This is a genomic window from Sphingomonas sp. (assembly GCF_019746665.1).
Classification (GTDB): domain Bacteria; phylum Pseudomonadota; class Alphaproteobacteria; order Sphingomonadales; family Sphingomonadaceae; genus Sphingomonas.
On the sequence record NZ_JAIERS010000003.1, the window covers coordinates 98,881 to 119,434 of the forward strand.

General features: G+C 66.1%; 11 protein-coding genes. 7 read left to right on the plus strand and 4 right to left on the minus strand.

Annotated elements, in window-relative coordinates; translation table 11 throughout:
* Positions 1–95 precede the first annotated feature (95 nt).
* Complete coding sequence (locus K2X73_RS02020) at positions 96–3,152, plus strand: TonB-dependent receptor (protein WP_294108106.1); 3,057 nt, start codon at positions 96–98, stop codon at positions 3,150–3,152.
* Between the two features lie 64 nt (positions 3,153–3,216).
* On the opposite strand, the gene K2X73_RS02025 is transcribed toward K2X73_RS02020, so the two are convergent.
* Positions 3,217–3,699, minus strand: coding sequence for a hypothetical protein (locus K2X73_RS02025; protein WP_294108109.1), 483 nt, complete (start codon positions 3,697–3,699; stop codon positions 3,217–3,219).
* Positions 3,700–3,937: 238 nt separating this feature from the next.
* Between K2X73_RS02025 and K2X73_RS02030 the strand changes: the two genes are divergently transcribed.
* Complete coding sequence (locus K2X73_RS02030; RefSeq protein ID WP_294108114.1) at positions 3,938–6,910, plus strand: TonB-dependent receptor; 2,973 nt, start codon at positions 3,938–3,940, stop codon at positions 6,908–6,910.
* Between the two features lie 81 nt (positions 6,911–6,991).
* Here the strand turns inward: K2X73_RS02030 and clpB are convergent, their stop codons facing one another.
* Positions 6,992–9,571 (minus strand): ATP-dependent chaperone ClpB, encoded by a 2,580-nt coding sequence (gene clpB, locus K2X73_RS02035; RefSeq protein WP_294108116.1) that lies wholly within the window; start codon positions 9,569–9,571, stop codon positions 6,992–6,994.
* 136 nt (positions 9,572–9,707) lie between these two features.
* Here clpB and K2X73_RS02040 point away from each other — a divergent pair, with 136 nt between their 5' ends.
* The 5 genes from K2X73_RS02040 (at position 9,708) to K2X73_RS02060 (ending at position 18,885) form a co-directional block, all read left to right on the plus strand.
* Positions 9,708–11,864 (plus strand): penicillin acylase family protein, encoded by a 2,157-nt coding sequence (locus K2X73_RS02040; protein WP_294108119.1) that lies wholly within the window; start codon positions 9,708–9,710, stop codon positions 11,862–11,864.
* 50 nt (positions 11,865–11,914) lie between these two features.
* On the plus strand, positions 11,915–14,722 hold the full coding sequence (locus K2X73_RS02045; RefSeq protein ID WP_294108121.1) for a pitrilysin family protein: 2,808 nt from the start codon (positions 11,915–11,917) through the stop codon (positions 14,720–14,722).
* Positions 14,723–14,733: 11 nt separating this feature from the next.
* On the plus strand, positions 14,734–15,036 hold the full coding sequence (locus K2X73_RS02050) for a hypothetical protein (RefSeq protein ID WP_294108125.1): 303 nt from the start codon (positions 14,734–14,736) through the stop codon (positions 15,034–15,036).
* A 142-nt stretch (positions 15,037–15,178) separates the two neighbouring features.
* Positions 15,179–17,080 carry a CocE/NonD family hydrolase gene (locus tag K2X73_RS02055; RefSeq protein ID WP_294108127.1) on the plus strand — a complete coding sequence of 634 codons (1,902 nt, stop codon included), beginning with the start codon at positions 15,179–15,181 and terminating at the stop codon, positions 17,078–17,080.
* Entirely contained in the window at positions 17,077–18,885 is a 1,809-nt protein-coding gene (locus tag K2X73_RS02060; RefSeq protein WP_294108134.1) for a DUF885 family protein, read from the plus strand. The genes K2X73_RS02055 and K2X73_RS02060 overlap by 4 nt, the downstream gene beginning before the upstream one ends.
* A gap of 76 nt (positions 18,886–18,961) precedes the next feature.
* Here K2X73_RS02060 and clpS read toward each other — a convergent pair whose 3' ends face one another.
* Both clpS and K2X73_RS02070 read right to left on the minus strand, forming a co-directional pair.
* The gene (gene clpS / locus K2X73_RS02065; RefSeq protein WP_294108215.1) at positions 18,962–19,285 is read right to left on the minus strand and encodes an ATP-dependent Clp protease adapter ClpS; all 324 of its coding nucleotides are present in this window, start codon (positions 19,283–19,285) and stop codon (positions 18,962–18,964) included.
* Between the two features lie 380 nt (positions 19,286–19,665).
* A complete protein-coding gene (locus K2X73_RS02070) occupies positions 19,666–20,454 on the minus strand; it encodes a phasin family protein (RefSeq protein ID WP_294108136.1) in 789 nt (262 codons plus the stop codon).
* Between the last annotated feature and the right edge of the window lie 100 nt (positions 20,455–20,554).

A 20,554-nucleotide genomic window follows, 5' to 3' on the forward strand; every position in this document is an offset into this window, starting at 1 on the left:
GTGATATTTACTTAGGCCCCAACACAGGTCAGCTTCGCCCCACGCGGTAGGAGGCCGAAAAGGCACCGCCACGGATCGTAACGCCATAGGCGACGATGGGTCGAGACAAAGGGGTTATTACGAACACACTATTTTCCACCACCGGCCGAGCGCTGCTGCGCGGCGGGGCCGGCACCTTCGCGCTCGCCGCCGCGCTCGCGGCGACACCAGCGCTGGCGCAGGCGCAGACCCAGGCCCCTCAGGCCGATGGCCAAGCGGCCGCGGCCCAGGATACGGGCGCCGATGAAGTGGTCGTCACGGGTACGCTGTTCAAAGGCAACGACACGATCTCGCCGGTGACGACGCTCACCACGCAGGATCTCGACACGCGCGGCATCAACACGGTGCAGGACGCGCTGCAGCAGCTGTCGTCGAACAACGGCCCGTCGCTCACCAACTCTTTCACCGCGAACGGCGCGTTCGCCGGCGGCGCCTCGTCGATCTCGCTGCGCGGCCTGTCGACCAACTCGACGCTGGTGCTGTTCGACGGCCTGCGCGCCGCTTATTATCCGCTGGCCGATGACGGCTCGCGCAACTTCGTCGATCTGAACACGATCCCCGACGATATCGTCGAGCGCATCGAAGTGCTGCGCGACGGCGCCTCGTCGAGCTACGGCGCCGACGCGATCGCGGGCGTGGTCAACATCATCACCAAGAAGACGTTCAAGGGCATCTCGGCCCGCGCCGAGGCGGGCATCGCCGAGCGCGGCATCGCCGCCAACCAGCGCCTGACGCTGACCGCGGGCATCGGCGACCTGAACGAAAAGGGCTTCAACGCCTATGTCAGCGGTTTCTACTACCGCAGCGACAAGGTGAACAACCGCGATCTGCCGGCGCCCTACAACACCGCCGACGAAAGCAGCTTCGGCGGCCCGAACGGCATCTTCAACGGCCGCAACCCGGATGGCAGCTATACCGGCTTCGTGCTGCCCTATGACTTCTATGTGCGGCCCTATTCCAATGTCGGCTATGCCGGCGGCGTGCAGAATGGCGGCGTCGCGCAGGGTCGCTACCAGAAGCTGACCGCCGCGCCCTGCATCGGCGGCAGTTCGACGACGCTGAACGCCGCCGAACTCGCGGCCAACCCGGCGGCGCCGACGGGCATCATCTGCCAGAATGACTTCGTCCGCGACTATCAGGTGGTGTCGCCGCAGATCGAACGTTTCGGCGGTTCGGCGAAGTTCACCGCCAATATCGGCAGCAGCTCGCAGGCCTATCTGGAATTGAACTTCCAGCAGACCCGCTCGGGCTATACCGGCTTCCCGCCGACGCTTCGCGGCAACGCGCCGACGGGCATCCTCTTCCCGCAATTCTCGACCTCGACGGCGCAGTCGGCCAATCTGGCGCCGGGCTCGGGCGTGCTGGCGCTGCCGGTGTTCGTCTGCGCGGCGCGGGTGAACTGCGATACGGCGGCCGACCGGCGGCTGAACCCGAACAACCCGTTCGCGGCGCAGGGCCTCGTCGCCCGCCTCACCGGGCGCTTCCAGGAGCCGACCTATAGCGAGACGCGCAACCGCGTGTACCGCGCCGCCTTCGGCGTCAACGGCACCATCTTCGACGATGTGAACTACCGCTTCGACGCGACCGCGATGCACACCGATCTGCGTCGCCTGGCGCGGGGCTATGTGTACATCCAGAACTTGCTCGACGTGATCGGCGACGGTTCGTACAACTTCCTCAACCCGGCGGCGAACAGCGCGCGGATCAATGATTACGTCCGCCCGGACAACATCACCAACGCCTCGTCGGACCTCTATCAGGCGCAGCTCTCGTTCAGCCGCGGCTTCTTCCACCTGCCGGGCGGCCCGATCCAGGTCGGTGTCGGCGGCACGGTCTATTACGAAGCGGTCAACAGCCCGAGCCAGAATCCGGACAATCGCGGCCCGACGCAGCGTTATTTCACGCTCAACGCGTTCGGCACGGTGGGTAGCCGTACCGTGTTCGGCGGCTTCTACGAAGTCAACGCGCCGGTGTTCGACAAGCTCGAGCTGAACGCCTCGGGCCGTTACGACACCTACTCGTCGGGCCAGAGCTCGTTCTCGCCGAAGTTCGGGTTCAAGGCCAAGCCGATCCGGCAGGTGACCATCCGAGGCACCTATTCGGAAGGCTTCCGTATCCCGGCCTTCGCCGAGGCGAACGCGCTGCCGACCACCGGCTATGTCACCCAGGTCGTCACCAACATTCCCGCGAATGTCCGCGCGCAATATGGCGCGGCCTGCGCGGTGAACGCGACCGCCGGCGCCTCGTGCCCGCAATATCTGACGCAATATTCGATCGGCCTCACCACGCTGGCGTCGCCGAACCTTGCGCCGGAACGTTCGCGCAGCTTCACGCTGGGCATCGTGGTCGAGCCGATCCGCAACATCACGCTGACGGTCGATTACTTCAACATCGAGAAAACCGGCGTCATCACCGCGCCGTCGAGCGCGCCGGCGATCGCGGCTTACTATGCCGGCCAGCCGATCCCGGCGGGTTATGCGGTGATCGCCGATGCGCCGGACGTCGCCAACCCCAACGCGCTGCCGCGTATTGCCTTCGTGCAATCGCAGCTAATCAACGCCAACCGGCAAAAGGCGGAAGGCATTGATTTCGGGGCGACTGGCCGGTTCAATGTCGGGCCGTTCAAGTGGACCTCGAACCTGCAGGCCAGCCTGCTGCTCGAACTCAGCACCACTTTCCCGGACGGCACCACCGAGCAATATGTCGACACGCTCGGCAACTTCAACCTGACCGCCGGCTCGGGCACCTTCCGCTGGCGTGGTTACTGGACCAACACGCTCGAAACCGGCCCGGTCGCGCTCAGCGGCACGGTCAACTATGTCTCGGGCTATGACCTGTCGGCGCAGGACCAGGGCACCGGCTATCGCGACGGTGGCCTGTTCCCGGGCTATCCGGGCAACGGTCCGCGGGTGAGCAACTATATCACCATCGACATGAACGCGACCGCGAAGATCACCGACCGGTTCAGCTTCTACGTCAACGTCCTGAACCTGACGGACGCGCTGCCGCCGATCGACCCGGTGACCTATGGCGCCTATCTCTACAACCCGGTGCAGGCCGGCAACGGCATCTTCGGCCGCCAGTTCCGCGCCGGCGTGAAGGTCAATCTGTAACGATCCCTGTTCGACAACCTGACGGGGGCGGTGCCACGCGGCGCCGCCCCTTTTTTTGCGCCGTTTATTTGACGCGGCGGGCGCGCACGCTGCGCGCGCCGTAGCTGATGAAATAGCCGCCCACCGCGCCTTTCTCGATCACCAGTTTGGCGCCGGGAAGCGGCGGGGCGAAGGCAGCCTCGGTCGTCTGCCACACGCCCCCGCCCTCCACCGCGAACAGCAGATAGTTCCCGGCCGGCTGCACCGAAATGAGCTTCGCCTCCAGCCGGCGCGGCTCGGGCAGCTTGGCGTCGGTGAAGACGGGATCGTCGCGGCGGGCCATGCCGAACTGCCGCTCGCGCGCCTTGTTAAGCGTCGCGCGGTCGACCACCACCACCGACTTGGCCTGCACCGCCGAGTCGAGCGCCGCTGCCGCCTTGTCGAAGCAGGCGAGGCGGGCGGCATCGTCGGTGATCGCCCGGCAGGATTGCAGTGCGGCGAGCGGCGGTTGCGGCCCCTCGGCGGCCGGCGCACCCACGCCGCCCAACAGCAACATTTCGAAAATCATGGGCTTATCCCCTGCTAGCGCTGCCCGACCTTATCGGCCCGGCCGCTAGCCAGCAACCACGGTTGTTGCAAAATGGTAACACTTGTTGGGGAATGTTGACGCGGCTGCCGGCGCTTAGTTGTCGCCGGAGCGTCACGAAGGCATTTACGCGCATCGGACCGAAGGGTTCCGTGAAATTATCGTGCGTCGTGCAAGGCCAATAATGGCGTAGGCACTACAAACTAGGGGATTGATATCAATGGCATCCAAACTCAGCCGTCAGCTGCTGGCATCGACCGCGGCCCTCGGCGTGCTGATCAGCGCCGCACCGGCCTGGTCGCAAACTGCGCCGCAAGAGAGCGCTCCCGCCACCGATGAGGCGGAGCAGGACGTCGTCGTCACCGGTTCGCGCATCAACCGGCCCGACCTGCAGCAGGCGAGCCCGGTCGGCGTTATCAGCGAAGCGGAACTCAGCCTGCGCCAGCCGCAGTCGATCGAGCAAGTGCTCCGGCAGCTGCCGGGTACGTCGGCCGGTATCGGCACCCAGGTGAACAACGGCCAGGGCGGTGTCGCGACCTTCAACCTGCGTGGCCTGGGCGCGAACCGCAACCTGGTGCTGCTCAACAACCGCCGTATCGTGCCCTCGACGCTCGGCAACGTCGTCGACCTCAACATCATCCCGGTCGCGCTGCTTGAGCGCAGCGACGTGCTGACCGGTGGTGCCGTCACCTCCTACGGCGCAGACGCGGTCGCCGGCGTGCTGAACCTCATCACCAAGCAGAATTTCCAAGGCGTCGATGTTCGCGCCAACTACGGCGTCACCGAGCGCGGCGATGGCCAGACCTACCGCATCGACTTCCTGACCGGCGCCAATTTCGACGAGGGCAAGGGCAACGTCATCTTCGCGGCGAGCTATACCAATGTGAAGCCTGTGCTGCAGGGTGACCGCGACATCGGCCTGTTCTCGCGCCAGTCGACCTGCACCGCCGCGCAGAACGCCGCCACCGGCGGTTGCGCGGCGGCGACGCTGGGCATCAACCAAGGCTCGAACACGGCCGTCCCGGCCTCCCTGTTCTTCCCCCTGCCGGCGACGGGCCCGTTCGCCGCGGGTGCGCAGTTTGATCCGGCGGGTGGCACGATCGCACCCGGCCTTTCGGACTATAACTTCAATCCGCTGAACTTGTATCAGACGCCCGTCGACCGTTGGACGATCTACGGCGCGTCGCATTATGAGTTCGTACCGAACGTCGAATTCTACACCGAAGGCTTCTACACCCGCTCGCGCGTCGTGCAGAACCTCGCGCCGACGGGCAGCTTCACCAACCAACTCCAGCTCCCGCTCAACAACCAGTTCCTGACGGCGGCGCAGCGCACCCAGCTCTGCACCTTCGCCAACATCGCCAACTGCCCGGCCGCGATCGCCGCGGGCCAGGAAATCACCGCGATCGTCGCGCGTCGCTTCGTCGAAACCGGCCCGCGCGTGCAAACCTTCGAATCGAACCTGTTCCAGATCAACATTGGGTTGCGCGGCAAGCTGGTCAGCAATCTGCGCTGGGAAACCTTCGTTCAGTATGGCGAGGCCAATCGCCGCAACGTGAACACGGGTACAGCGCTGGCCGACCGCCTCCAGGCCGGCCTGCGCAACTGCCCGGCGGGCTCGCCAGCGGGCTGTGTGCCGGTGAATATCTTCGGCGCGGCCGGCACGATGACGCCGGCGATGCTCAACTATCTGGGCGTGCCGACCAGCACCTTCATCAACACCCGCTTCGCCGACGTGCAGGGCCTGATCACCGGCGACTTCGGCTTCCACACCCCGTGGACCGACAAGCCGCTGAGCATCGCGTTCGGCGGCGAATATCGCCGTTATAGCGGCGGCCAGTTCGGTGACCTCCCCTCGACCACCCCGGGCCAGATCCTTGGGTCGGGCGGCGCTTTCACCACCATCAACGGCAGCTACTTCTCGCGCGAAGGTTTTGGCGAAATCAACTTCCCGCTGATCACCGACAAGGCGTTCTTCAAGAACCTGAACATCGAAGCCGGCTTCCGTTACGCCGATTATTCGAACTCGGGCGGCAACTGGACGTACAAGTTCGGCGGCAACTATTCGCCGATCAAGGAAGTTACCTTCCGTGGCACTTACACCCGCGCCGTGCGTGCGCCGAACATCGGTGAATTGTTCCAGCCAATCTCCACTGGCCTGAACAACCTGGCGGTCGATCCTTGCCAGGGTGCCAATGGAACCGCCAACGCGACCGTCGCGGCACTTTGCACCGCGCAGCTCGCGGCGGCTGGCCTGCCGGCGGCGCGCCTCGGCTCGATCCCGGCACCGATCGCCGGCCAGATCAACGTCACCGGCGGTGGCAACCCGAATCTGCAACCCGAAGTCGCGACGACCTACACCGTTGGTCTCGTGATTCAGCCCGGCGATGCCTTTGGCGGCATCTTCCGCGGCTTCACCGCGACCGTCGACTGGTATGAGGTCAATGTCACCGGTGCGATCACCTCGCCGACCGTGAGCGACATTCTCAACGGCTGCTTCGGTCAGGCTAATCCGGCGGATACGCGCTGCACGCTGATCCGCCGTAACCCGCTGACCGGTGGCCTGAGCGGTGATCCTTCCACCACCCAGGGCGTCATCCAGCAGTCGTCGAACCTCGGCTTCCTGCAGACCCGCGGCGTCGACTTCACCGCCAGCTACCAGCGGCGGTTCGGCGCGGTGAACATGAACTGGTCGTTCAACGGCAACTACACCGATCGCAGCCGCTTCCAGGCGAATCCGTCGAGCTTCATTCGTGAGTGCGTCGGCTTCTACAGCGTGTCGTGCGACCCGGTGCTGCCGCAGTGGAGCTGGAACCTGCGGACGACGGCGTCGGTCGATGCCTTCGACTTCTCGATCCTGTGGCGCCACATCGATCCGACCCGCTACGAACCGCGCACCTCGGCGACTCCGCCGGCGGCTGGCACGGTCGGCAGCTTCGGCTCGACCAACCCGGCGACCATTGTTGGCGCCTATCGCCAGATCCCGGCGTTCAACTATCTGGACTTCTCGCTGGGCATCAACGTCAACAAGAACCTGCGCCTGGGCCTGCTGGTCGAGAACCTGCTCGACGACAACGCGCCGGACGTTGGCAACACGATCGGTACGACGGGCTTCAACAGCGGCAACACCTTCCCCTCGACCTACGATCCGCTGGGGCGGCGTTTCCTCTTCTCGACCCAGGTTCGCTTCTAAGCGGCACCTGCTCGGAAGAAATTGGGCGCGGGAGCTTGTCTCCCGCGCCCTTTTCTTTTGGTGGGAATGGCAGCGCCGGCCTCAGTGGACCGCCAACACCAGCCCGCCATCGCCTTCATCGACGCTGATCGTCTGCCCGTCCTTCACCCCACCCGACAGGATCAGGTCGGCGAGCGGGTCTTGCAGATAGCGCTGCACCGCGCGCTTCAGCGGTCGGGCGCCGTACACCGGATCATAGCCCACGCGCCCCAACCAGGCGCGCGCGGCCTCGCTCAACTCGATCCCGATCTTGCGCTCGGCGAGCAGCTTGGCGACGCGGGCGACCTGGATGTCGACGATCGGCGCCATCTCGCTCTGCCCCAGCCGGTGGAACAGCACGATCTCGTCGAGCCGGTTGAGGAATTCGGGGCGGAAATGCGCGCGCACCACTTCCATCACCTGCGGTTCGGCGGCGGCGGCATCCTCGCCATCGCCCAGAGCCGCCAGATATTGCGAGCCAAGGTTGCTGGTCAGCACGATGATCGTGTTGGTGAAATCGACCGTGCGCCCCTGGCCGTCGGTCAGCCGGCCATCGTCGAGCACCTGGAGCAGCACGTTGAACACGTCGCCATGCGCCTTCTCCACCTCGTCGAACAGCACGACCTGATAGGGCCGGCGCCGCACCGCCTCGGTCAGCACCCCGCCTTCCTCATAGCCGACATAGCCCGGCGGCGCGCCGATCAGCCGCGCGACCGCGTGCTTTTCCATGAACTCGCTCATGTCGATCCGCACCATCGCCGACGCATCGTCGAACAGGAATTCGGCGAGCGCCTTGGTCAGCTCGGTCTTGCCGACGCCGGTTGGCCCCAGGAACAGGAACGAGCCGAGCGGGCGGTTGGGGTCTTGCAGCCCGGCGCGGGCGCGGCGAACGGCGGTCGAGACGGCGCGCACCGCCTCGCGCTGACCGATCACGCGCTTGCCCAAAGCCGCCTCCATCTGGAGCAGCTTTTCGCGCTCGCCCTCCAGCATCCGATCGACCGGGATGCCGGTCCAGCGGCTGACGACCGCCGCGATATCATCGGCGGTCACCTCCTCGCGCAGCATCGCACCCTTGGTCGCGCCTTGCGCTTCCTCCAGCTGGCGGGTGAGCTGCGGGATCACGCCATAGGAAAGCTCACCCGCGCGCCCCAGATCGCCCGCGCGCTGGGCCTGCTCCAGCTCCAGCCGCGCGGCATCGAGCTGTTCCTTGATCCGCGCCTCGCCGGCGATCTTCTCCTTCTCCGCCTGCCAGCGCTGGGTGAGTTCGGCGGACTGCTCCTCCAGATTGGCGAGATCACCTTCCAGCGTCGCGAGCCGGTCGCGCGAGGCGGCGTCCGACTCGCGCTTCAGCGCCTCGCGCTCGATCTTCAGCTGGATGATGCGCCGGTCGAGCGCCTCGATCTCCTCGGGCTTCGATTCCACTTCCATGCGGATGCGGCTCGCGGCCTCGTCCATCAGGTCGATCGCCTTGTCGGGCAGGAAGCGATCGGTGATGTAGCGGTTGGAGAGCGTGGCGGCGCTGACGATCGCCGCATCGGTGATGCGCACGCCGTGGTGCAGCTCGTACTTTTCCTTCAGCCCGCGCAGAATGCTGATCGTGTCGGGCACGGTCGGCTCGCCCACGAACACCGGCTGGAACCGGCGCTGGAGGGCTGCGTCTTTCTCCACATATTTGCGATATTCGTCGAGCGTGGTCGCGCCGACGCAGTGCAGCTCGCCGCGCGCGAGCGCGGACTTCAAGAGGTTGCTCGCGTCCATCGCGCCATCGGTTTTGCCCGCGCCGATCAGCGTGTGCATCTCGTCGATGAACAGGATGATGTCGCCCTCGGCGGCGCGCACCTCGTCGAGCACGCCTTTCAGCCGCTCCTCGAACTCGCCGCGATATTTGGCGCCGGCGATGAGCGAGCCCATGTCGAGCGCCATCAGCCGCCGCTCCTTCAGCGTATCGGGCACGTCGCCATTGGCGATGCGGAGAGCGAGCCCTTCCGCGATCGCGGTCTTGCCCACACCGGGCTCGCCGATCAGCACCGGGTTGTTCTTGGTGCGCCGGGCGAGGATCTGGATGGTGCGGCGGATTTCCTCGTCGCGCCCGATCACCGGATCGAGCTTGCCGTCGCGCGCGGCCTGGGTCAGGTCGCGGGCGAATTTCTTCATCGCGTCATAGCGATCCTCGGCGCCGGCGGTGTCGGCGGTGCGGCCGCCGCGCAGCTGGTTGATCGCGGCGTTGATCCCCTCGGGCGTCGCGCCGCTCGCCTTGATCGCCTTGCCCGCGCCGGTGTTGAGCGACAGCGCGAGCGCGACGAGCAGCCGTTCCACGGTAACGTAGCTGTCCCCCGCCTTGGCCGCGATCTGCTCGGCCTGGTCGAGCACGCGGACGCAATCGTTGTCCAGCCCCGGCTGGCTCTGGGCGCCCGAGCCGGAGACGGCCGGGATCTTGGCGAGCGCGGCATCGACCTCGCTCACGGTGCGCGCGGGATCGCCGCCGGCGGCCCGGATGAGGCCCGCCGCCATGCCCTGCTCATCCTCCAGCAGTGCCTTCAGCAGGTGATCGGGGGTGATCCGCTGGTGGCTCATGCGGATCGCGACGGTGAGCGCCGATTGGAGAAAGCCCTTGGCGCGATCGGTGAATTTCTCGATGTTCATCCTGTTTCCCAGCCCTTGGTCCGCCGCCAATGTAGTGTTGCCATTATGCAACACAAGACCGTCCGGCGCTGACGCGAAATCCGCTCGCTTGTACCGTTTTGGTTGGCTACAACACGCGGAAAATTTGGGGGGAAGCGTGGGCGTTTGGCGGCGGATCGGGCTCGGCCTGGGCGGTATCGTGCTGGTGGCGGGCGTGGGCCTGGCGGTATGGGAACCCCTCGCCGCGACGCCGGCCGCCGCGCCGCCGCCGCACCGCTATGACACCCGCATCGTCCGCGACAGCTTCGGGACACCCCATATCTTCGGCGCGACCGACCCCGATGTCGCCTATGGCATCGCCTATGCCCATGCCGAGGATGATTTCGAAACGCTGCAGCACGTCGTGGCGATGACGCGCGGGCGGTTCGGCGCCTTGAAGGGTCAAGAAGGCGCCGCGGTCGATTTCGCGCTGCACCTGACCCGGGCGCGCGAAGTGGTGGCGCGCGATTATGACAAGCAGCCCGCCGATGTCCGCGCGCTGCTCGATGGCTATGCGGCCGGGCTGAACCTCTATGCCGAGAAGCACCCCGATGAAGTGCGGCTTTCGCGCCTGTTCCCGGTGAATGGGCGCGACATCGCTGCGGGCTTCGTGCTGCGCTCACCCTTCTTCTTCGGGCTCGACGCGGTGCTCGGCGCCCTTACGCAGGACAAACCGCTGCCCCGCGAAAGCGCCGGCCCGGCGCCCGACAGCCCCGATCCCGTCGCCCTCCCGATCGGCGCGCCCGAGCCCCGCGCGAGCACCGAGAATGGCTCGAACGCCTTCGCGCTCGCCCCGGCGCGCTCGGCGGAAGGGGTAACGCGGCTGATCTCCAATTCGCACCAGCCCTGGGCGGGGCCGGTCGCCTGGTATGAACTGGTCGTCCACAGCAAGACCGGCTGGGATTTCGCTGGCGCGACCTTCCCCGGCGCGCCCTATCCGCTGCTCGGCCACAACAGGACGCTTGGCTGGACCAACACCGTCAACCGCCCGGACCTGACCGATCTCTACAAGCTGACCCTCAGCGCCGACGGCAAAAGCTATCGCTTCGACGGCGCCTGGCGCCCGCTGGAGGCGCAGACGGTGTGGCTGCCGGTGAAGCTGTGGGGGCCGTTCGTGCTGCCGGTGCCCAAGACGCTGTATCGCTCGGTCCATGGTCCGGTGATCGTCAACAAATCGGGCGCCTATGCGCTGCATTATGCGGGCGCCGGGCAGCTGAAAATGGTCGAGGAATATTACCGCCTCAACCGCGCGCGCGATTTCGCCGAATGGCAGCGCGCGCTCGCGATCCAGGGCGTGCCCGCGACCAATTTCATCTATGCCGACGCCGCCGGCAACATCGCCCATTTCTACAACGCGATGTTCCCGGTGCGCAAAGCCGGGTTTGATTATGCCCGCGTGCTGCCCGGCGACACATCGCGCGATCTGGCGCAGGGCACCGTGCCCTGGGCGCAGGTGCCCCGCAACGTGAACCCGGGATCGGGCTTCATCATCAACGCCAACAACACCCCCTATCAGGCAGCGGGCGCGGGCTATGAGATCAAGCCCGAGGACTATTCCCCGCTGCTCGGCATCGAGACCGACACCACCAACCGCGCCACCCGCGCGATCGAGCTGCTCGGCGCCGATCCCAAGGTGAGCGAGGCCGAATGGCACGCGATCAAGTTCGACAGCGCGGTCAGCCGGCAGAGCTGGGCCGCGCGCTGGTTCGAACGACTGATGGCGGTCGAGCCGCAGGGCGACGCGCGGCTGGCGCAGGCGGTGAGGTTGCTCAAAGGCTGGGACTGGAACTTCGACGGCAAAGGCGGCGCCGATGCGCTCGCGGCGATCGTGCTGCGCGTCGGCAATCGCTGGCACTATCCGCGCAAGGAGTCCGCCGATCCCCGCCAAGTGCTGAAGGACGCGGGCGAGTATCTGACCAAGCATTTCGGCCGGCTCGATCCGCCACTCGCGCAGGTGTTGCGGCTGCGGCACGGCACGGTCGACCTGCCGCTCGACGGCGGCGCCGACACACTGCGCGCGACCAGCAATTGGGACGAGGCACCCGATGGCCGGCTGGTGGTGAAGCATGGCGACAGCTTCGTGATGTTCATGGCCTGGGACAAAGCCGGCCGCGTCAACTCGCAATCGATCCAGCCCTATGGCGCGGCGACCACCCGGCCCAACTCGCCCCATTATGCCGATCAGGCGCCGCTGTTCGCGCGGCACCAGCTCAAGCCCGTGTGGTTCGATCCCGCCGAGCTCGCGAAACACACCGAACGCACTTATCGCCCCTAGTGTTTACGCCTGTTTTCGTTACTAATCGCCAATGAATTATGAGAAAGAGGATGCCCATGAAGCTTCACCTTGCCACCACCGTCGCGCTCGCCGCGCTCGCGGCGCCGCTCAACGCCCAGACGGCCGCGCCCGTTGCCGATCTCGTCAAGCGCGTCGACATTCCCTATCAGCAGTTCACCCTGCCCAATGGCTTGCGGGTAATCGTTCATACCGACCGCAAGGCACCCGTGGTCGCCGTGAGCGTATGGTATGATGTCGGCTCGAAGCACGAGCCCAAGGGCAAGACCGGCTTCGCCCATTTGTTCGAACATCTGATGTTCAACGGCAGCGAGAACGCGCCGGGGGATTTCTTCGAGCCGCTAAAGCAGGTCGGCGCGACCGATCTGAACGGCACGACTTTCTTCGATCGCACCAATTATTTCGAGACCGTGCCCACCGCCGCGCTCGAAAAGACGCTGTGGCTGGAGAGCGACCGCATGGGCTATCTGCTCGGCGCGGTGACGCAAGCCGTGCTCGATGAGCAGCGCGGCGTGGTGCAGAATGAAAAGCGCCAGGGCGACAACCGCCCCTATGGTCTGCTGCAATATTCGATCTTCGGCGGCCTGTTCCCGCAAGGCACCCCCTATGGCCACACCACGATCGGCTCGCTCGCCGATCTCGACGCGGCGAGCCTCGACGATGTGAAGGGCTGGTTCCGCGATCATTATGGCCCCAACAACGCGGTGCTGGTGCTGGCAGGCGACATCGACGTGCCGACCGCCAAGACGCTGGTCACCAAATATTTTGGCAAGATCAAAGCCGGTCCCAAATCGGTGCGCCCGACGGTGACGATCCCAACGCTCGATCAGCCCAAGAAGGTCGAGATCAAGGACCGGGTCGCGGCGACGCTCGTCACCCGGCTGTGGGCGGTGCCGGGGCTCGGCGAGGCGGATGCGCCCGCGCTCAACGCGGCGGCGAGCGTGCTCGGCGGGCTCGCCTCGTCGCGGCTAGACAAGACGCTGGTGCGCGAGGACAAACTGGCCGTGCAGGCGAGCGCGAGCGTTTCCAGCTTCGCGCAGATCGGCGTGTTCCAGGTCATCATGGTCGTGCGCCCTGGCGCCGATGTCGCCCAGGCCGAGAAGCGGCTCGACGAAGTGATCGCCGATTTCGTGAAGAACGGCCCGACCGCCGACGAGCTGCAACGGTCGGTGACCACCGCGGCGACACGGCGGATCGACGGGCTTGAATCGGTCGGCGGGTTCGGCGGCAAGGCCGTCGCGCTGGCGGAAGGCGCGCTCTACCAGAACGATCCGGGCTTCTACAAAAAGCAGCTCACCGCGCTCGCCGCGCAAACGCCGGAAAGCGTGAAGGCGGCCGTGCAAAAGTGGCTCACCCGCCCGGTCTATGCGATCAATGTCGTGCCCGGGCCGCGCGAAGCCTCGACCGATGTGGCGAAGGAAGCCGCGCCCGTCCCCGCCGCACCCGAGCTGAAGCCCGCCAACTCGCGCGCCGAGCCTGCCCCGGCGGTCGGCGCGGTCGGCAACCTCACTTTCCCCAAGGTGGAGCGGACCAAGCTCAGCAACGGCATCGAAGTCGTCTATGCGCAGCGCACCGCGGTGCCGGTGACGCGGGCGCTGATCTCGTTCGACGCGGGTATCGTCGCCGATCCCAGCGACAAGCTCGGCCTGCAACAGCTCACCCTGTCGGCGATCGACGAGGGCACGGCCAAGCTCGACGGCGTCGGCATCGCCGAAGCACGCGAGCGGCTGGGCCTGAACTTCGGCGGCGGCAGCAGCGCCGACCGGACCTATATCAGCATGACCGCGCCCAGCGCCAACGCCGCCCCGGCGATCGATCTGTTCGGCGATATCGTGCGCACCCCCTCCTTCCCGGAAAAGGAAATCGCCCGGCTGCGCACCACCCAGCTGGCGGGGATCCAGCAGGAAATCACCCAGCCCCAGGGCCTCGCCAATCGCGTGCTGCCCAAGCTGGTCTATGGCGCCTCGCCTTATGCGAAAGCCGCCTCGGCAAGCGGCGATCCGGCGGCGGTGGCGAAGCTGACGCGCGATGATGTCGTCGGCTTTTATCAGGCGTGGCTGCGGCCGGAAAAGGCGAAGCTCTTCATCGTCTCCGATCAGCCGCTCGCGACGCTCAAGCCGCTGCTCGAAAAGGAGTTCGGCGATTGGCGCGGCACCGGCACCGCCGGCGCCAAGGCGGTCGACACCCCCGCGCAGCAGGTGGCGCCGAAGATCGTGCTGGTCGATCGGCCCGACTCGCCGCAATCGCTGATCCTCGCCGGCCAGCTGACCGGCCTGCCCAGCGGCAGCGACGTGCTCAAGCTGCGCACCGCCAACGACGTGCTCGGCGGCAGCTTCCTCTCGCGGATCAACATGGACCTGCGCGAGACCAAGCACTGGTCCTATGGCGCGGGCGGCGGCGTCGGCCAGAACCAGACCTATGTCACCTACACCGTCAGCGCGCCGGTGCAGGCCGACAAGACCGGCCCCTCGATCGCCTCGATCCAGCAGGACCTGAAGGACTTCTTCGGCCCCAAGGGCGTGACGAGCGAGGAATTCACCCGCACGATCAACGGCGCCACCCGCGAACTCGCCGGGCGATTCGAAACCGCGAGCGACGTGCTGAACGCGATGCTCGATAACGACCAGTATAAGCGTCCCGACGATTATTATTCGACGATCACCGCGAAATATCGCGCGATGACGCGGGAGGAGCTTGACGCTGCGGCACGCTCGGCGATCGACCCCAGCAAGTTCGTCTGGGTGGTGGTCGGCGACGCCAAGGTCGTCCGCAGCCAGCTTGACTCGCTCGGGCTGCCGGTCGAGGTGGTGCCAGCCGCGTCCGTTCTGGGCGCGAAGTAAGGAGAGCGAAGATGGCCGCAGTCGATGGCACCTGGGAAACCGTGACGAAGTCGCCGCTCGGCGACCAGAAGTCGACGATCGTCGTCCAGAGCAATGGCGACACCTGGACCGGCACCAGCACCGGCGCGATGGGATCGACCCAGATCACCGATGGGACGATTTCGGGCAACACCATCAAGTGGACGATGCAGATGACGGTGCCGATGCCGATGACGCTGACCTGCGAGGCGACCGTCGATGGCGACACCATCACCGGCTCGATCGGCGCGGGCGCGTTCGGTAGCTTCCCGTTGAGCGGCAATCGCGTCGGCTGAACCACGCCTCGATCAGCCTAGCGCTGATTGGGAAATTTCCACGAGTTACGCCCGCCAAACCCCCGGTTTGGCGGGCGTTTCGCTCTTGTCGGTCCCCCCGCCGCGCGCCATGCTCTGGGCAAAATCAATTGGGGGATAAGCCATGAAGCGTTGGAAGCTCGCCGCCGCCGCGGTCCTGCTCGGCTCGGGCAGCGCGCTCGCGCAAAGCTATACCGAGCGACCCGCCAACCCTCAGCTGCCGCAAGCGCAGTGGAACTACACGCGCCGGGTGGTGGACATCCCGATGCGCGACGGGGTGACGCTCCACACCGTGATCCTGATCCCAAAGGGCGCGAAGAACGCGCCGGTACTGCTCACCCGCACGCCGTATAACGCCGAAGGACTCTCGGCAAACAGCAAGGCGGCCGATCTCGCAACCGCGCTCGAAGGCTATGACAATGCCTATGATGTGATCGCGGAAGGCGGCTATATCCGCGTGATCCAGGACGTTCGCGGCAAATACGGCTCCAAGGGCGATTATGTGATGAACCGCCCGTTGGTCGGAACGTCGCTCAATCCCACCAAGGTCGATGATTCGACCGATTGCTACGACACGATCGACTGGCTGGTGAAGAATCTGCCCGAATCGAACGGCCGCGTCGGCATCATCGGTATCAGCTATGATGGCTATGAACCGCTGGTCGCCCTCATCAATCCGCACCCGGCGCTCAAAGTCTCGGTGCCGATGAACCCGATGGTCGATGGCTGGCGCGGCGACGACTGGTTCCATAACGGTGCCTTCCGCCAGACCGGCGCGCCCTATATCTGGGAGCAGGTCGCGACCGCCGACAATTCGATCCCCTGGGTCAACACCCATGCCGATGATTATGCCGCCTATCTCGCCGCCGGCAGCGCGGGCGAGCTTGGGCGGCAGCACGGGCTCGATCAGATCGGCTTCTGGCAGAAGATCACCCAGCACCCCGCTTACGACAGTTTTTGGCAGGAACAGGCGATGGATAAGATCCTCGCCCGCCAGCCGCTGAAGGTGCCGGTGATGCTGGTCCATTCGCTGTGGGACCAGGAAGACATTTACGGCGCCCCCGCCGTCTATGCAGCGCTCGAGCCCAAGGATGCGCGGAACGACATGGTCTATCTGACGATGGGCCCCTGGTATCACGGCCAGGGCATCGACAAGGGTGACCGTCTGGGCAACATCAACTGGGATGCCGACACCGCGAAATGGTGGCGCCACGAAGTCCTCGCCCCGTTCCTCGCGCACTATCTGAAGGACGAGCCGATGGACGTGGCGCCGGTAACCGCGTTCCAGTCGGGCGCCAATCGCTGGCAGCGGCTGACCAGCTGGCCGACCGCGCCGGCGGCGACCCCGCTCTATCTGCAGCCCGAGGGCAAGCTCGGCTTCACCCGCGCCGAGGGGACGGCGACCGCCGATTATGTGAGCGATCCGGCGCATCCGGTGCCCTTCACCCCGCGCCCGATCGCGCCGACCGGCTATGCGGACGACCATTGGAAGGCCTGGCTGACGACCGACCAGCGTCCCGCCGCCGCGCGGCCCGACGTGCTGAGCTTCGTCACCGAACCGCTCGACAAGCCCGTCACCATCGCCGGCGCGCCCGAGGTGAACTTGACCGCGGCGACCAGTGGCACCGATGTCGACTGGGTGGTTAAGCTGATCGACGTCTATCCGGAACAGGTGGCGGGCGACCAGAAAATGGGCGGCTACCAGTTCGCGGTCGCGCTCGACATTTTCCGGGGCCGGTATCGCGAAGGCCTCGACAAGCCGCAGCCGATCGCCGCCGACAAGCCGCTCAGCTATCGCTTCGCGCTGCCGCAGACCAACCATGTGTTCAAGCCCGGCCACCGCATCATGGTGCAAATCCAGTCGAGCCTGTTCCCGCTTTATGATCGCAACCCGCAGAAATTCGTGCCGAACATCTTCTTCGCCAAGCCCGCCGATTATCAGAAGGCGACGCAGCGAGTGAGTGTCGCGGGCGCGCAGGCGAGTTTCATCGCCCTGCCCATCATCAGCCAGGAGAAAGCGCAATGATCGATCGTCGCGATGTGTTGAAGGCGGGCGTCGCGCTCGGCGCGGTCGCGGCGCTGCCCGCGCGGGGTTCGGCGCAGGAGCCGGGGGAGGCGCTCGGCGCGCTGTTCGACCGGATGTTTGCCGAGCAGTTGCGGCTGAACCCCGAAGGCGCGACGCAACTGGGGCTCGACACGGGGGCAAATGCCGATCTGCGCGCGCAACTGGGCGACGAAGGCCCGGCGGGGCGGCAGGCGGCGCGCACGCTCACCGCGCGCCACATCGCGCTGCTGGAGGCGTTCAACACCGACAAGCTGAGCGCCGAGGACAAGCGCAATTACGACGTGGTGCTCTACACCAAGCGCCAGCAGGCGGCGGCGCAGCGCTTCGATTTCGGCGGCGCTTCGTACAGCCGCTCGCCCTATGTCGTCAGCCAGCTGACCGGCGCCTATCAATCGACGCCGAGCTTCCTCGACACCAAGCACCCGATCGAGAATGCGAGCGACGCCGAGGCCTATCTCTCGCGCCTTGGCCAATTCGCCGATCAGCTCAACGCCAACACCAATGATCTGCGCGATCAATCGGCGCGTGGCATCGTGCCGCCCGATTTCCTGCTCGACGCGACGATCGACCAGCTGACCAAGACCGCGGTGCCGGGTGCCCAAGCAACCGTCGTCACCTCGCTCGAGCGGCGCGCGGCCGCGAAGGGCCTCGATCCCCGCTTCGGCGCGCGCGCGGCGCAACTCTACGGCACGCGCGTCTTCCCCGCGCTCCAGACGCAGCTCGCACTGGTAAAGGACTTGCGCGCCAAGGCGACAAGCGACGCCGGGGTATGGAAGTTCAAGGAAGGCCCCGAATTCTACGCGGTCGCGCTCGCCGGCACGACGACGACGCGGATGACCCCGGAGGATGTCCACAAGTTCGGGCTGGACGAAGCCGCCGCCATCTCCTCGCGGCTCGACGCGCTGCTCAAGGCGCAGGGGTTCACCAAGGGCAGCATCGGCGCGCGGATGGCGGCGCTCTACAAGGATCCGGCACAGCTCTACCCCGATACCGACGAGGGCAAGCGCCAGGCGATCGCCTATTGCAACGATCGCCTCGCCGCGATCCGCCCGCGCCTGCCGCGCGCGTTCAAGCGGCAGCCGCAATATGCCTTCGAGGTACGCCGGGTACCGGTGGAGAATGAGGCGGGCGCCGCGTCCGCCTTCGCGCAGCCGCCCTCGCTCAACGGCAAGCGGCCGGGGCTGGTGTACTTCAACCTGCGCGATGCGGCCGAATGGCCCAAATTCTGCCTGGCGACGACCGTGTTCCACGAAGGCCTGCCCGGCCACCAGTTCGAGGGCGGGCTCGCGCTCTCCAACGCCAACCTGCCGCTGATCCGCAAGACCGGCGGCTTTTCGGGCTATGGCGAGGGCTGGGCGCTCTATGCCGAGCAGCTGGCCGACGAGCTCGGCATGTATGACGATGATCCGCTGGGGCGGCTGGGTTACCTCAAGTTCCAGCTGTTCCGCGCCAATCGCTGCGTGGTCGATACCGGCATCCATCATTATCGCTGGACGCGCGCGCAGGCGATCGCCCGCTTCGTCGACCAGGAGGGCGAGGCGCCCGGTTTCGCCGCGCGCGAAGTAGATCGCTATTGCGCGACGCCGGGCCAGGCGTGCAGCTATAAGATCGGCCATTCGGTGTTCGTGAAGCTGCGCGAGGAGGCCAAGGCCAAGCTGGGCGCGCGCTTCGCGCTTCCCGACTTCCATGAGGCGGTGCTGGGCACGGGCCGAGTGCCGCTGGAGATTTTGGAGGCCGAAACGCGGCGGTGGTTGGCGGGGGCTTGAGCTGACCCAACTCCTCCCCGTTGATGAGGAGGATTGGTCACAATTGATCGCGAGCAGGCCTAGACCGAAAAGCCCCTCAAGCCTTCTCCAGCGTGCATTGCAGCGGGTGCTGGTTCTGCCGGGCGAAATCGATCACCTGGCTCACCTTGGTCTCGGCGACTTCATAGGTGAACACGCCGCACACCCCCACGCCCTTCTGGTGGACATGGAGCATAACCCGCGTCGCATCCTCGATATTCATGTTGAAGAAGCGTTGGAGGACGAGGACGACGAACTCCATCGGGGTGTAATCGTCGTTCAGCATCAGCACGCGGTAGGGCGTCGGCTTCTTGGTGCGCGCGCGGGTGCGGGTGGCGACCCCCAGGCCGGGCCCTTCGTCTTCGTCGCGGCGCTCGGCCATCGCGACCATTGGTGTCGTTGTTGATGTCATGGAAGCTGGAAAATAGGCCACGCGCCCCCTCGCCCGCAAGAGGCGAGACGATGAGAAATCGCGGGCGGTCGGTGGGTGGCGGTGGGAGAGGCAGGGCGCCGTACCCACCCCAACCCGGTTTCGGGTAAGCAGTCCCCCGGACTGCTTAGGTCATGCCGGGGGCATGACCGACCCGAAACTCTTCCCAGGAGGGGCTAAGACCCTGAGCAACACACCCCTCCCTGAAAGGGAGGGGTAGGGGTGGGTCGATGCCCAGAACCGCCCCCACCCCAGCGCACGCAAAAAAAACGGCGGCCCCCAACCGGAGCCGCCGCTCTTGTCAGCAATCCGCCCGTGAAGGCGGGATCGGCTTACGCGCCGACCTTGATCTTCTCGGCAGCGACCGCGACGCGGTTCGAGATCGGCTGAGCGACATCGCTCGCCAGCTTGATCATCGCTTCGGTGTGCTTGCTGGTTTCGGCGACCATGCTGTCGAAAGTCTGGCGGACATAGTCGCTCTGCAGCTTCATCAGCTCGGCCGGGGTCTTGACGGCGGCGAGGTTGCGCATCGCGGCGGTCGCGGTTTCGAAGCTGCGACGGGTATAGTCGGCGGCTTCCTGGCTCAGCGACTCGAAGCCCTTCATCGCGACCTTCGACGACTCGACGACCGCGTCGACATTGCCCTTCGCGAACTCGTTCATGTCGGCGAACAGCTTGGTGCTCTTCTCCATCGCTTCCTTGGTGCGGCTGTTCATGTCGGCGAACATCGCCTGAGTCTTCTCGGCAGTGGCGTGCAGCGTGTTTTCCATCGTCAGTTCCTTTTTGCGGGCAGTAAAAGCCGACGGCGCGGAGACCGGCGGAGTGGGAAGTTCAGCAGGCTGGACCGGCGCCGGGGCGGCGGTCGCGGCCACGGGGGCCGGGGTTTCGATCACGGGCGCGGGCACCGGGGCGGCGGGAGCCTCGACTGGCGCAGCCGCGACGACTGCCGGGGCTTCGGCGACCGGCGGCAGCACGGCCGGCGGGATAATGGCGGCGGGCTCGGCCACGGGCGTCGCCAGAATGGCGGCACCCTGCGCCGCCGGCTTCTTCACCCGTGCGCCGGGCTTGCGGGGGGCGGGCTTGGTCGGCACGCCATCGTTCTTTGGACCCTTGGTCGCCATGGCTACAGCGCTCCTACATTTGCTGCGCTGCGATATAGAATAAGGTTCCCGAAGATGCAAGAAAAATTGTGCGCTGCAACATGGGTGCAGCATTGCCAGT

Excerpts from the sequence above, each read along its gene's own strand:
- K2X73_RS02045 (WP_294108121.1), top strand. The coding sequence starts at position 11,915 with ATGCCCATGAAGCTTCACCTTGCCACCACCGTCGCGCTCGCCGCGCTC.
- K2X73_RS02030 (WP_294108114.1), top strand. The coding sequence starts at position 3,938 with ATGGCATCCAAACTCAGCCGTCAGCTGCTGGCATCGACCGCGGCCCTC.
- clpS (WP_294108215.1), bottom strand. The coding sequence starts at position 19,285 with ATGGCCGAGCGCCGCGACGAAGACGAAGGGCCCGGCCTGGGGGTCGCC.
- K2X73_RS02055 (WP_294108127.1), top strand. The coding sequence starts at position 15,179 with ATGAAGCGTTGGAAGCTCGCCGCCGCCGCGGTCCTGCTCGGCTCGGGC.
- clpB (WP_294108116.1), bottom strand. The coding sequence starts at position 9,571 with ATGAACATCGAGAAATTCACCGATCGCGCCAAGGGCTTTCTCCAATCG.
- K2X73_RS02060 (WP_294108134.1), top strand. The coding sequence starts at position 17,077 with ATGATCGATCGTCGCGATGTGTTGAAGGCGGGCGTCGCGCTCGGCGCG.
- K2X73_RS02050 (WP_294108125.1), top strand. The coding sequence starts at position 14,734 with ATGGCCGCAGTCGATGGCACCTGGGAAACCGTGACGAAGTCGCCGCTC.
- K2X73_RS02020 (WP_294108106.1), top strand. The coding sequence starts at position 96 with ATGGGTCGAGACAAAGGGGTTATTACGAACACACTATTTTCCACCACC.
- K2X73_RS02070 (WP_294108136.1), bottom strand. The coding sequence starts at position 20,454 with ATGGCGACCAAGGGTCCAAAGAACGATGGCGTGCCGACCAAGCCCGCC.
- K2X73_RS02025 (WP_294108109.1), bottom strand. The coding sequence starts at position 3,699 with ATGATTTTCGAAATGTTGCTGTTGGGCGGCGTGGGTGCGCCGGCCGCC.